This window comes from Nocardia sp. CDC159, assembly GCF_023740735.1.
GTDB lineage: Bacteria > Actinomycetota > Actinomycetes > Mycobacteriales > Mycobacteriaceae > Nocardia > Nocardia pulmonis.
The window spans coordinates 248765-262199 of sequence record NZ_JAMRXH010000005.1 but is presented as its reverse complement, the minus strand read 5'-3'; the positions used below and the strand labels follow the sequence as shown (position 1 = coordinate 262199).

At 63.5% G+C, this 13435-nt stretch carries 12 protein-coding genes and 1 pseudogene; 2 read left to right on the top strand and 11 right to left on the bottom strand.

The genetic code is table 11. The features are described from left to right. Window positions 1–19: 19 nt before the first annotated feature. The 6 genes and pseudogenes from NDR87_RS13665 to NDR87_RS13645 all read right to left on the bottom strand — a co-directional run. A pseudogene (locus NDR87_RS13665) lies at window positions 20–136 on the bottom strand (IS30 family transposase); the annotation flags it as partial. A gap of 145 nt (window positions 137–281) precedes the next feature. After that, window positions 282–1586, bottom strand: coding sequence for a glycoside hydrolase family 76 protein (locus NDR87_RS13660; protein WP_251912210.1), 1305 nt, complete (start codon window positions 1584–1586; stop codon window positions 282–284). Between the two features lie 536 nt (window positions 1587–2122). Further along, on the bottom strand, window positions 2123–2755 hold the full coding sequence (locus tag NDR87_RS13655) for an ABC transporter ATP-binding protein (protein ID WP_286013478.1): 633 nt from the start codon (window positions 2753–2755) through the stop codon (window positions 2123–2125). A gap of 37 nt (window positions 2756–2792) precedes the next feature. Then, the gene (locus tag NDR87_RS13650; protein ID WP_251912214.1) at window positions 2793–4730 is read right to left on the bottom strand and encodes a hypothetical protein; all 1938 of its coding nucleotides are present in this window, start codon (window positions 4728–4730) and stop codon (window positions 2793–2795) included. 319 nt (window positions 4731–5049) lie between these two features. Then, the gene (locus NDR87_RS37880; RefSeq protein WP_374211151.1) at window positions 5050–5448 is read right to left on the bottom strand and encodes a lactococcin 972 family bacteriocin; all 399 of its coding nucleotides are present in this window, start codon (window positions 5446–5448) and stop codon (window positions 5050–5052) included. Between the two features lie 982 nt (window positions 5449–6430). Continuing rightward, window positions 6431–6982 (bottom strand): AAA family ATPase, encoded by a 552-nt coding sequence (locus NDR87_RS13645; RefSeq protein WP_251912216.1) that lies wholly within the window; start codon window positions 6980–6982, stop codon window positions 6431–6433. A gap of 350 nt (window positions 6983–7332) precedes the next feature. On the opposite strand from NDR87_RS13645, the gene NDR87_RS13640 reads away from it, so the two are divergent. Both NDR87_RS13640 and NDR87_RS13635 read left to right on the top strand, forming a co-directional pair. Next, on the top strand, window positions 7333–7791 hold the full coding sequence (locus NDR87_RS13640) for a GNAT family N-acetyltransferase (RefSeq protein ID WP_251912218.1): 459 nt from the start codon (window positions 7333–7335) through the stop codon (window positions 7789–7791). 82 nt (window positions 7792–7873) lie between these two features. Then, the gene (locus NDR87_RS13635; RefSeq protein WP_286013532.1) at window positions 7874–9430 is read left to right on the top strand and encodes an ISL3 family transposase; all 1557 of its coding nucleotides are present in this window, start codon (window positions 7874–7876) and stop codon (window positions 9428–9430) included. Window positions 9431–9781: 351 nt separating this feature from the next. Here the strand turns inward: NDR87_RS13635 and NDR87_RS13630 are convergent, their stop codons facing one another. The 5 genes from NDR87_RS13630 to NDR87_RS13610 all read right to left on the bottom strand — a co-directional run bounded on the left by NDR87_RS13630 (window position 9782) and on the right by NDR87_RS13610 (window position 13376). Then, a complete protein-coding gene (locus tag NDR87_RS13630) occupies window positions 9782–10465 on the bottom strand; it encodes a hypothetical protein (RefSeq protein ID WP_251912221.1) in 684 nt (227 codons plus the stop codon). Window positions 10466–10595: 130 nt separating this feature from the next. Further along, on the bottom strand, window positions 10596–11102 hold the full coding sequence (locus NDR87_RS13625; RefSeq protein WP_251912223.1) for a hypothetical protein: 507 nt from the start codon (window positions 11100–11102) through the stop codon (window positions 10596–10598). Continuing rightward, window positions 11092–11328, bottom strand: coding sequence for a hypothetical protein (locus tag NDR87_RS13620; protein ID WP_251912225.1), 237 nt, complete (start codon window positions 11326–11328; stop codon window positions 11092–11094). The genes NDR87_RS13625 and NDR87_RS13620 overlap by 11 nt, the downstream gene beginning before the upstream one ends. A gap of 87 nt (window positions 11329–11415) precedes the next feature. After that, the gene (locus tag NDR87_RS13615; RefSeq protein ID WP_251912227.1) at window positions 11416–12171 is read right to left on the bottom strand and encodes a class II glutamine amidotransferase; all 756 of its coding nucleotides are present in this window, start codon (window positions 12169–12171) and stop codon (window positions 11416–11418) included. Continuing rightward, window positions 12159–13376, bottom strand: a complete 1218-nt coding sequence (locus NDR87_RS13610; protein WP_251912229.1) for a hypothetical protein — start codon at window positions 13374–13376, stop codon at window positions 12159–12161. Before NDR87_RS13610 ends, NDR87_RS13615 begins: the two co-directional genes overlap by 13 nt. Window positions 13377–13435: the final 59 nt, after the last annotated feature.

Below are 13435 nucleotides of genomic sequence, written 5' to 3'. Positions count from 1 at the left end.
CCGGGTTCTGCATCAGGAACCGGGTGGAGCGTTCGACCAATGTCGCGATCGGGGTCATACCCCGGCCGAAGACCAGATCCCCTTCCCAATGTCCCGGCACCGCGGGATCATCGGCCTCCGCCGGCCGCGCGGCGATGTTCAACACTCCCGGCTGGCGGCGCATCGCGCGGCGGGTGCGCAGAGTACAGCGTGTTTTGGTCAGCAGCCGTCCCTTCAAATCGGTGAGCAGAGGATCACCAAGAGAGACGTCAGGGTGAGTCTACCGCGTACGATCGTGTCGGCTATCCGCATGCGGCGTTGAGTGCGTCGATCGCCGCTGCTTGGGTAGCGAAGTTCGGGTAGTCGTCGGCTTGCATCGGCGCATGCCAGCGGAATCCGTAGTCATCGTCGTCGCTGGTCAGCGAGTTCGCCTGGTGGGTAAGGAAATCGCTGGTAGCGGCCCGGGAGCGACCGGTATCGGCCAGTTCTCGGTAGGAGCGGACGAAGACGCCTTTGAATGTTTCCGCATCATGGCAACCGGGGCCGGGACAGTCCGTGGCGGCGTATTCCCATAGCACTCCGTCCCGGAGGAATGGAGAAGCGGCATCTGTGCTCGCGATGACGATCCTGTCGGCCGCGCGCAGGAGTTCTTCGTTTCCGGTGGCTCGATACAGGGCTACGAGTCCGCCGACCATTGCGCCTTGGGTGTAGGTCCACCGCGTGCCAGAGTCGACGAGGACGCAGGTGTCGCCGTACTGGTCGAGATGATCGTTGATCAGTCCGGATCGGTCCAGCAAGGCGCGACCGGCACGTTGGGTGAACCATTGCTGAGTCTGTTGCGCCCGAGCGAGATATGCAGGGCGGCTTGTCGGCTCGACACGGGTGCTCAACAATGCCGCGGCCGTCAGGTACAGCGCGTTGGTGATCGAGTTGACCTGGGTCCACGGACGCCGCTGCGGATCGATCCCCATCCGCGCCCACGCCAACCCGCCATCGCAGAACGCGGCCCGTTGGTCATCGAGGCTATCAACGATGGTCCGCGCGGCATCGAGGTAACGCTGCTCGGAGGTGAGATCGAAAGCATCGATCCAGGCCAATGCCCACCATAGTTCATCGTCGTTATACCCGGTATTCCTCGGAACGCCCGTCTGCGCAACCGTTCCGTGCCGGTAGGTTTTGTCGATATAGCCGACATACTGCCGGTCATCGGTACGCGCCATGTAGTCGATCAACGCGGTTAGCGCGTTGGCGCTCTGCCAGGTACTGGCATCGTTCTCCCACAGCCCGGTCGCGGTGTCGTAGCGATCCAGCAACCGCTCCACCGCACGCAGGCGGCGGTCAGCGGCTGCATCGTGCTGCCCGATCCAGCGGGTGCACCGGATCTCCTGCCTGTCACCAGCTTTCCCGCACGCACGCAACACGCCGCCCGCGAACTGGTAGGACTGCGTGCTTGCCGATGTCCCGGCCGCTGCGACCGCGACCACGCCGAGCTGTTCCTGACGAGGATCGTCGTCCTCGGCACGGCGATCGAGCCATACCATGTCACCGGGCTGCCCGTTGTCGATGGCCGCGCCAGCAACCGCGCCCGCAGTGGTCAGCGTGATCACCCGCGACCACTGCCGGACCTGCGCCACTGTCCTGGGACCGTTCGATGTCGCCGGGTCATCCCTGTCACACGCGCGACCGGAGCAACTCGGTGACTGTGCAGACAATCCTTCGAAAGCGGAAAACGGCCGCACTACCAGGAGAATCCCCAGCGCTACCGCCACCACGCAGGCGAGGACACCCCACCGAACCTTCCCGTTCTCGACCACCGCCTACACGGTAGCCGTCCGAGCGGCATTCCTACAAGATCTGTATCGGGAGCAGGGGACTGTCAAGTTTTCGGCTCTGGTGCACTTTCGGTGGTCGCAGCACGTGAGGGCTATACCAGACAACGATGGTAACCAGGAGCACCACGTCGACAAGCACATCGAACTCGCACCCAAACTTGTCGTATCACCACCGCCGGCAGTACACCACCGAAAGTGCACCAGAGCCGTTTACCGTACAGACCCGCCTGTTGTCGTTGTGCTGGCGGGCTGTCGGGGAGTGCGCCTCAACGAGGAGATAAGAATTCGATGGTCTGCGCGGGGGTTCCAGCTCAGTTCCCGAGTGTATGGGTGACATCGGCGCGCGTACGCAGGTCATCGTTGTGCGTGACTACGATGACAGTTGCTCCCGTCGTCGTCAATTCGCGCAGGATATTGATGACGATGTCGATGTTGGCGATGTCCAAGGCCGCGGTGGGTTCGTCGGCGAGGATGACGGGCGGTTGTTTGATTAGCAGCTGGGCCAGGGCCACGCGTTGTTGTTCACCGCCACTGAGTTGATGGATTGTGGTGTTTTCTCGACCGGCGAGTCCAACTTGTTCGAGCGCGCGATGGCAGCGGATTCGACGGGTGGCGCGAGTGGCGCGCTTAGTGAATGCCAACTCCAGATTATCTGCGACAGTGGCGTTTTCGATGAGTGCGTAGTGCTGGAACAGGTATCCGAGGCTGTTGCGTCGGTAGTGGCGGGCCTTGCGCCGGTTGAGGGCCGTCAGATCGGTACGCTCGTACACGATCCGACCCGAGGTGGGTGGTTCTAGTAAGCCGAGGCAGTTGAGCAGCGTGGATTTACCCGATCCGCTGGGACCGGTGATCGCGGCCATTTGTCCAGTGTCGACGGTGAGGTTCAACCCATCCCATAACGTCCGGGGGCCAAAAGACTTGCTCAGGTTCTCAACTCGGATCATGAGGAACTCTTCGTTTCGTGGAAGTGGAGGGAAGAGGTTATTTGGTGGTGATGCGTCGATGCGCGACTGCCAGGATCGCGGTGAGAAGTGCGGTGGCCAGCAGTACCGCGATGCTGCCTGGCACTATTCGCGACCAGTCCGGTGCCGCCAACTGTGGAGGGGGCGGGACATTGAGACCGTCGATGAAGAACGCACGGGCGCGAGCGCGCCGCCAGTTATCCCCGCAAATCCATGCCAGTATCCCGACCGGGAGGAGCGCTTCCCACAGTAAAATCCTGCGGTGAATGCGCCAAAATGATTGGCCCGCGAGATGGCCGGCAAAGATTGTGCGGACATTTTTTCGCGTATACAGCACACATGTGGTGATGGTGATCGACACCAGTGCCAATACCATGAGTCCCAGTACCGAGAGTTCAGTTACTAGGCGACGGATCGTGGTGGTGTGGTTATCGTCGAGCTGTGTGGTGATCGGCAGCATTCCGAGGATGTGGTCGCTAGGTAGGGTCTTATCGATGGCCGAGGTGATGTCGGAGGAAGAGAAAACCACCCTAGATTGGCTCGCCCACGCAGCGTAACGGATATCGCTGATCAGTTCGGTGCCGTTGGGGTACGACACGATAACCGGGTCATGGATCATCGGCTGGTTCATTTTGCGAATCCGCGTTGATGGCGGGGACGCAGGAATAATGCCCCCTGTGGCGGCGTAGGCGAAAAAGGTCTGTCCGTCGGCAGCCAGAAGCTGCTGAATGCGCGGGGGGTGCGCCCGGTCAGGAAGATTTTCGGGGTTGAAACTCCTGCGGATTGCGGCGGTGATGAATTCGCCGTATTGGCGCAGACTTTCTGGGATAATGATGCGCACCGTGTTCTCCGGCGCCGGACCGTAACGGCTGCCTGCGGGGTCTAGCACCGGTTGATTAGCCAGGAAAGTATCATTCACCGATATCATCTCCGCGCCCGTCGGGGTCACATGCAGAGGTAGGTACGGGGCTTGCAGCCATTCCCGGTTCACGATGATCACCCGTCCGTGGCTATCAAGATTGCGGATCCATCGTCCCGTCTCTTCATCGTTTTTATCTGCGGTCTCCTGCGTGCGTGAGCCAGGAAATGCGATGTTGACGGCGTCGCCGCCTCGTTCGATGTATGAGTTGGCGGCCGCCTGATTGGCTAGGTCGCTGTGCGCGGCTAGGACCGCCACCACGGCGGGTGCGATGGCTAATACCGCAATGATCCGAAGCGGGTAGAGCCCCAATAATGCTGGTCCCAACTTCAATCGGCCCTTCAGCGCTGCAACTATCGGAGTTGTTGTCACAAGGGCGATGGCAACAAGGTAGGAGAGAGTTACCACTATGCCCATGGCGACTGCGGCGATAGCGAAGCCGTAGGCGAATACCGAGAATTGTGCAAATCCGTTGTACCAGCAGAGAAAACCACTGGTGATCACCGCTGCGACCGCACCAGCGCACATGCCAAAACGAATGAGGCCCCGCATATCACGCCATATCACGTGTGATGTCGATGCCCCATGTGCCCGCCACACCGCGTACCGGCGCGCGTCCAGTAGAACCCCGCCCATAGTTAGTGCAACCAGCGCGGTCAACAGTCCGAGGATGACTTCCCAGGCCTGCAATGCCCATATCGTAGCTACATCGCCGAATGATTTGGCCGGTAACCATCGGCCGTACAGGCCAATCTGTTCGAACCGTGCCCTGAGATCTGCGGCCGCAGTCTGCGATCCGTAGATCCGATATTCGGTTCGTGGATCGAGTCGATCATCCCTGCTGATTGGAGAGATATCGAATTGCATCGCTGGTGACCGACCGAATGCGGCCAACCGATTCTGGATCGGCTCACCCGTATCCGTCTCACCGTTAACGACAAATAGATGTTGGCGGTGATTGACATCGTGAAAATCAGGGTCTACACGCATGATCGTCGCATGATGCTGCGTGGCTACTGTGGTGATAGTATCGGCCACCCGACTCCACGGCACTGCATCACGATTCTCGTCGATCCATCCCGTCGCAGCCCCTAACGCTCCCGGTGCTCGGTCCAGCTCCTCTGCCAGTAGAAACCCCGACAGTGATGCTGTGGCCAATATGCAGCATAGGATGAATCGCAACCCGAAAAACCGCACAGCAACAATCCTCTTGTGAAAAGTGGAAGTGCTGACTGTGACACTCGCGCCACAGTCAGCACTTAGCCTAATCGCTCTATGCGCTTTACCAACTCAACGCACACAATGATCTTCGGCTGTTGAATTACTCACTCCGCTGGGTGCATGAGACGCCTACACCTTAGTTGTTGATTCGCCAAAAGGCTTGCATACTCCCATCACCGCCGATCACCGTTCGGAAGAGGGATGTGTAGGCCCAAACCTCAGGCCCCTGATCATCACGCTGCTGCACGCTGCCACTTCGCGTTGTAGCGCCATGGTTGCGGCGGGGGTGCCAATAGTTAGACCATCCTCTCACGGGATCCGTGCCTTTGTCCCAGATTCCTCCCTCTGGGTACTCCCAGTGGGGCGGGTTGCCCCGTGGCGTCAAGTTGTTAGGCCCACTGGGGTCGGGGAGGAGTACCGAACCGCCCTTAACCCCACCATCACCAGGACCAGGCCGGTGAACTACCGGACCCGGAGAGGCCGAGCCGGCCGGGCTTTCTGCCCAGGCAGCTGCCTGGATCCCCAGGGAACTCATCACCGCAATAGCAAGGCCACCAACGATCGCTGCGGTACTTACTTTCTTGAACATTTTTCGATCAAACCCTTCTGAGATTTGCGTTGCCAGCAGAGAGTGGAAAACTATTTCCCATTGGCCGCCCGCGTAGCGGCCTACCTTATGGTCGAGTCGATGGAATAGCAGCAAGGCAGCGCGAATAACATCTCGGAAAACATGGTCCGATGATGTCCACGCAGCCACGACTTCAGGGACCTAGGCCTGTTGTATTAGCCCCCCATCCGTCTCCCAATCCCTGACACCGGTGACTCTACTGCACGGCCAGAAGTCGATGCAACCAGTTGGAACGACTTGTGCCGCGCGTAATCCCCTGCGCTGCAACCATTCTCGCTGATGGAAGGTCGAATAGGGGTTCCAGACTGGTGAGATCTCGTAATCAACTGTCGCGGGTTGTCGATGGTTTCCAACCGGTGGGTGACCGAACCGAGGAGTGGTGCCGTAGCGGCTCCAGGTCATTGCCGGGCCAGCTCCTCCAGCGACATTGATCAGATCCGCCGGATTGTCCTTCGTCTGCGCAGCCGCTCGTATCGCCGCCTCGGCAATTGCCCTCACCCGCGCCAGGCGCTGCCGTAGGCTGGTCGACCTCGCCTCGAACATGGGTGCGAACTGGGTGCCCGGACGTCGTGGCTGGAAGCCGCCGACATCCACGCGCGAGCCATCCGCGTCTACCGCCGTATGGGATGCACCTTCTGCGGGTTCGACACATCGCTGTATCGAGGGACGCCCGCCGAGGGGGACATCGCGATCTTCATGAGCCAGGATCTGACCGGCAACGGATCATGATCAAAATCGGCAACCGAGGGTTAGGAAGGCTTGTCCACCAACCAATCTGGCCGATTGACAATCGCCCTACCAGCGGCATGAGCGGATGTTCGTCGCTCTGCCCTGGATAGTTTCATCAGTTACGGGTCTCCGTCCCTGCCATGGGAGCAGTCGGGCAAACCTAAGGCTGCGGGCTGATCAATCGTGCGACCCGCTCCGCTGTTTCACTCGGCGTCAAGTCAGCGGTATCGAGCCAGAAACCCTCCTCGGCGAGTTCCCAGCGTATCTGCGCGTCCAGGTGGCCGTACAGGTGCGCGACACTCTTACCGCCGCGCACGCGATCCCGCTCGACACTGACCTCAACAGGTGGGGCCAGCACCACCACAGTCAGCGACCGTGGCGCTAGCGCCTCCCGCAGCAGAGCGACGCTGGCCCGGTCCGGCACGGCCCCCTCCATAATCACGGCGAACCCGGCATCATGGAAATTCACGGCCATCGCGGCGGCATTACGCAGGCCGAGCCGGATCTGCGACGGGTCCCCTGCATCCAACCCACTCACCACGAAATGGTGCAGGACCACGTCCAGATCCAGGTGGACACCACGGTCGAACTGCTTGGCGACGATCCGTGCGACGGTCGACTTGCCAGCACCGACCGCTCCGGAGAGCAGCACGATCGAGCCGAGCGTTCCCGACGCCCGCCCCGCGCATACATCCGCGGCATCGCCACGCACGCCACGCTCCCGCTGGGCCACCCCGCTCGGCATAAACAGTCCACACCCACACGGGCACCGCATCTCGGATGCATCCACATCCGCACCTTAGACAAACGTGGCCTCCGATCACCCGTCTCACACCATCACACTGCTGAACCCCGCGAAGACCGAATCCTCCGACCGCACATCGGCATTACCGCGCGTTCGGCACCGGGTGGGTCACGACTGAACCGGACCAGATGTGTCAAGGTTCAGGTTCAGGCACATTTTGCGTGATGTGCTCGGCGGATTGATTACGGTCGGTCGGGTAGCGCGCTGCGTGCTCCGCGACATCACATCTGTCAGACCCTCGGTTCATACTGCGTCTCATGTCAGAAGAACCCTTGGTGGAGGATGGTTTTGAGCTCACTCCAGGCGTCCCGGCCGTTGCGGATTACCAGTATTTGCGCACTGCATGCGGACTCAGCGCCAAGTCCATCGAGGCCGCGCAGCTTGGCTTGCCCAACACCTGGCACGGCATCATCGTGCTGCACAGCGGCGCGCCCGTCGGCATGGGACGCATCGTCGGTGACGGTGGCTGCTTCTTCCAGGTCGTCGATATCTGCGTGCTCCCCGAACATCAGGGCAAAGGGTTGGGGAAGCGCATCATGCAGGCACTCGCCGACGAGCTCGACCGTCGAGCCCCCGCCTCGGCCTACGTCTCCCTGATCGCTGATGGCGACGCGCATCATCTGTACCGCAAATTTGGCTTCACCGATACGGCGCCGGCTTCGATCGGCATGTACCGATTGATTGACTCTGGTACTGGGATGCGAACGGGCGCTTGATGATCGATCATGTTGCTGGTGTTCTGATCTTGGACCGCTGACGGTCCTGTTCCCGCATCTGGATGGGGTGAAGGTCGACGGGATGGACTCGACAGGACTGCGGGTTCGGCTCGACGCGAGCACTTGTGGCGGACCAGTCGCATGCCCAGGCTGCGGAATGTTGTCGCGTCGAGTCCACAGTCGCTACCAGCGGCGATTAGCCGACACCGCGATCACCGGCCGAGAGGTCTTGATTCGGTTGACGGTGCGGCGGTTGTTCTGCGACAACCCCAACTGCGGCAGAAGGACTTTCGCTGAGCAGGTCCCGGGCCTGGCAGCGCGGCATGCCCGGCGCACGACGGTCCTGCAACGCCTTCTATATGCGGTCGCGCTGGCATTGGGCGGTCGTCCCGGTGCCAGGCTGACACGGCATCTGGCAGCCACAGTCAGCCGGATGACGTTGCTGCGACAGATCCGGGCGCTGCCGGATCCGGACCAGCCGACACCTCGCGTACTCGGCGTCGACGACTTCGCGTTGCGCCGCGGACACCACTACGGCACGGTCCTGATCGACATCGAGACCCGGCGGCCGGTCGACGTGCTCGCCGACCGCACCGCCGACACCCTTGCTGCCTGGCTACGTGCCCATGCCGGAGTCGAGATCGTATGCCGGGACCGCGCTGGTGCCTATGCCGACGGCATCGCGGCCGGAGCACCGAATGCTCTGCAAGTCGCGGACCGATGGCACCTCTGGCACAACCTCGGCGAAGCCGTCGAACGCGTCGTGGCCCGGCATCGAGCCAGCTTTGGCGCCGCGACCGCAAAGTCCGATACCGAACCGGCGATTATGGGCCAGCAGGAAACTTCGGCGGCTGCCGAGGTAATCCGGTCACCAACGAATCGGACGGACAAATGGGCTGTCCGGACCCGCGAACGCTACGCCGCAGTCCATGGGCTGCTCGCCGAGGGAGTGAGCCTTCGCGCCATCGGCACCCAACTCGGTCTTGCCCGAGGAACCGTGCGGCGTTTCGCCCGGGCGACCAGCGTCGAGGAGTTACTGGTCAACAACGGGACCGGGCGACGCCCCAGCCTGCTGGAGAAGTTCAAACCCTACCTGCACCAGCGGTGGAATGAGGGCTGCACCAACGCAGCTCAACTGTTCCGTGAAATCCAGGACCTCGGCTACCGCGGCGGCCCGAAGATCCTCCTCCACTACCTGCATCCCCTCCGCGCCGCGAGCCTCATTCCCCGCCCAGACCGCAAGCCGCCATCGGTCCGCCGCGTCGTCAGCTGGATCATGAACGACCCGACCCGCCTCGACCCCGACGATCGGCAGCGGCTTGACGCGATCCTCGCCACCAGCGCTGAACTCACCGCCCTAGCAGGTCACGTCCGCGCCTTCGCGACGATGATGGGGCACCTTCGCGGTCGTGAGCTGGAGCAATGGATGACGGCCGTCGACACCGACGACCTGCCCGCTCTGCACTCGTTCGTCCGTGGCCTGCGCCGTGACTTCGATGCCGTCACCGCCGGACTGACGCTCCACTGGAGCAGCGGACCGGTCGAGGGGCACGTCAACCGCATCAAGATGATCAAGCGCCAAATGTTCGGGCGAGCAAAACCAGACCTCCTAAGGAAACGAATCCTTTTGAGCAACTGAGCAGCTCAACCGAACGAATCACCAAATTTGTGCCTGAACCAGGGTTCAGCCGGACTTGACATGTGGTCCGCCGATCGCGGCGGCGCGCACGAGTAGGTCGGCGGTCCGGATGCTGTTGCTGCGGCGGGAGATCTCGACCCCCGGATCTCGACCACGATCCGGGCGAGGACGGCCTGCGCGTCACGCACGCCGATACGGCGGCCACCGAGCGACTTGTCCTCCGCGAATCTCTTCCTGAGCCCCGAGATCCGGGATAGACAACGGGCCGCCGACAGCGGGGGCGACACCATCACCACTGCGAGCGAGACATCTATGCCAACCACCGCTCGGGGCGATATCACGGGATCGGCGCTACCGGTTGAGGATTCGGTCGAACGCGAGCGCGGCAGCGGCCACATCGAGGGCATTCGGTCTGTCGGCGTGCTCGGCACCGGGTGCGGCATCGCGGACCTTGCGGATGGCCAACGGGCGCACGCCAGCAAGCTGGACCCCGGTCAGTGCCGGGGTGTGCTCGTCGCCGGGACGATCGATGACGGTGTAGTCGCTGGCGGCGAGCCACACCGCGTACCAGGCGTCGGCTGGTTTGCCGGTCCGGTCGTCGGATTCGGCGACGGCGGCGTGCGATGCCCACCGACACGGTAGGCACAACGGGTCGCCGCAGGGGACGACCCGCGCCAAGGCCGGCGTGGATCGGTAGTGGGCCATGCGAGAAGCCAGCATGGGACAGGCGCGGATCGAGTAGGCGGCGCACTCGGGGTGGAGCCCAGCTTCGGGGCCGATGCGACGCAGCCAGTCACCCGGCCGCACCATGACCACGACCCGGTGATCGAACGGTTCGGCGCATACCTGACACAGCGCGAGCTGCCACACCACGCGCATGCGGCCCGGGTCGATCGAGCCCCAGATCGGGATCCGCTGTCCGCGGTGACAACGGGTGATGAAGGGCACGGTCAACCCCTGCGCCGTCGGGAGACGGTGCAGGCGCGCCACAATCGGCGCTCGCGTCGAATACGGTTTCCGCGGAACAGATTCCATGACGCAGATATCCTCGATTCGCTGTGTTACATACGGGAGGCGGGTGCTGACCCACAGGGTGCGGCGATCCACGGGAGTGACCGGACCGTGCAAGCGATTGAATCCATCGCGTCGCGCGGCCGGATCGCGGTCACGGCCACCGGCGCCGGGCACCGGTGGTGAGGTCGAGGTCGTGGACCGCGACGGCCGCAGGCGCGGTGGGGGCGTGGCGGGCGAGGGACCGCGTGAGCAGGGCGTGGTAGCCGCTGGCCGTCCAGCGGCCGGCGGCGATGTGGAAGCGGCCGTCTGGGCCGGGGTGGACAGGAAGCAGCCGCCAGCTGATGGGTGGTCCACCATGGATGCCGAATGCGTCGTGTTCCCAACGGATCTGGCGTTCGCCACCGGAGTCGATGGTCACGACTGGGGTGGCGTGCTCGACCGCGACGAGAACAACCGGCGCCGCCGTGCTGGAAACTACGGCGGCGGTGTCGATGGCATCGAACCCGGCCACCGGTGTGCCCGGTGCTGGGACGGTCGCGAATACGGCACGGTAGCCGATCACCACCATCGAGGTATCCAGGCCCGGGGCGGGCAGGACACCAGCGAGGGTTTGGTCGGGGCGCATCCGGACGGTGTAGGGGGTGGGGTCAGCGGGCATGTGCGCCACTGGTGGTGCGGGGGTTGTCGAGGGCGGCAGCGACGGCGGCACGCTCGATGAGCAACGTGTTTTCCAGCTGCCGGGTGGTGGCGGCGAGATCGGTTGCGGTGGCATGGATGTCGCCGCCGAGGTGACCGGTGACGGCGGTGGTGAAGTCGAGAACCCGGCGACAGTGATCGACGTAGTCGGTGACGGCCCGCAGCAGAGCCTGTTGAGCGGTGAACATCGAACCTCCAGGGGGAGAATGGGAATCGCGTGCCAATGCGCACATCCCGGGGTGCCGATCCGGCTGGGGGGAGGGCGCCTGCGGGATTCAGGCGGCAAGGTATTCCTCGAGATCGGCGTAGCGTTCGACGCCGGGTGCGGCGGGGCATTCGCAGTGGGGGAAGGTGTGGAAGCATTCGGCGCAGAAGCCGCAGTAGCTGCAGTGCGGGCCGAAGAGTTCCGGATCATATTCCCCGCACCCGTAGCAGTAGCCGTCGTCGTCGGGGTGGCGGTAGAGCAGGGATTGGTAGCTGGTGTTGGAGTACCAGACCCCGGTGTCGCTGTAGTGACCGCGGTGTTCGTTGAACACGTAGGCGCGGTGACGGTAGGCGGGATCGACGGTCAGTAGCACCATCTTGTCGCTGCGCAGCCACTGTTCGAGGCCGCTGCGGCCGACCCAAGAATCTGGGGGCCCGAACGGTTGCGCGGGGAGGAAGTCCTCGGCGGCGATGCGGGTATCGGATCGCAGATCGCCGGGCCGCGGTTGCACGAGGGCTGGCAGGATCCCGTTGTGCGCGAGCACGGTCCGCTCGTCGCCGCCAACGGCGAAGGGGTGGCAGTTGTCGATGGTGATCTGGCCGTGGGTGGCCCACCGGGAGTGGAACAGCGCCGGGGTGTGCGGGTATTTCGCGCGCAGGTCGGTGAATTCGGTGATGACCTGTGCAGGGTCGAGGTCGTGCCCGGTGCGAATGTGGTCCTCGGCCACCACGGCATAACCGTGGCCGTGCGGATTGGCGACGGCGCCGGCGGCGAGCGCGTCAACGTCGACGGGGACGCCGGGTTTGAAGAAAGTCAGGATGCACATGCGAGGTCCTCCAGTTCGGCCAGCAGCGGCAAGAATTTGGGGCGAGAGCGCAGCCAGGTCACGAACGCGGTCCATTCCCACCCGCGGTGGCGGGCGATGCCGGAGACGGTGAGGGTGCGGGTGTAGTCGACCGACGCGGCGACGAACGCGAGTGCGGCCTGCACCTGCTGGGGCAGTAGTGAGCTGGCGAAGATCCGGACTTCGAAGGTGTCGTCGGGCAAGGTGTTGATCGCCTGGAACCGGCCCAGGCCCGCCAGACCGCGGCTGTGGTGGCCTTTCGCGTAGTCGCCGATGCCGGCACGGGCGTCGGATGTGAAGCTGGCCCATTCATCCGACGAGCGGCGCGCGAGGCGGGTGGCGGCGGATTGGTTGCGGTAGACGAACTTCAGCCACCGATACACGTGCGCCCGGCTGGCGAACGCCGCCCGGGACACGTGGACGTGTATGCCGACCTCGTCGTCGACGTAGGCGCCCTGAGATGCCAGCTCCGGCAACAGCTCCCACGGGAAACGTTCGATCGCCCACTGGTAGCTCATCGGGTGGGTGACCAGCTCGAACCCACACCCGGAACCGATCGACCCGTCGTCTTTCAAATACGCCAAGCCGTCGACAGTGTCGGCCGCCAGGTCGACGCAGCGGTCGTATTCCTCGGCGGGAGTGCGGATCTCGAGTTCGAGGCCGAGAAACAGTGGTCCGCGTCCGTGGAAGACGGGGGTGGGTTTGTAGCTGTAATCGTGGACGCGCCAGTGCGTGTGGTTGTAGGTGCAGTCGAGGCAGTAGCTGTCGGAGGAGGAGCTGACCAGGATGTAGCAGTCGCGGCATGCGCTGTAGCCGTCGGAGCAGTCGTCGCAGACGATCAGATCGTTGTCGAGCCGGAGGTAGTCACGGGTGTAGCGCAGGCAGTCGGCGCAGGTGTCGCAATCGCGTGCGCAGCCGTCGCACAGGGCGTTGCCTTCAGCGGTGTCGTGTTCCAGGTTGGTGTAGAGGCGGCATTCGCGGCACTGCGTCCAGTCGCGGGCGCAGTCGGCGCACAGGTCGGCGTCATCGACGGTGCGGTGCGGGTTGGTGGCGGGTAGCTCGCATTGATCACAGGGCGGCCATTCGGCGCAGGCGGGGCAGAGTGGATCGCCGGCGGCCGGGGGATCATCGAGCAGCAACGCGCTGGAGCACGCCGCGCAGCGAAGCGTAGCGGATGCGACGGGCATGAGGGATCGCCTTCCAGGACAGTGGGATTGCGGACATGCGACGGCGCCCGCCGGGCTCG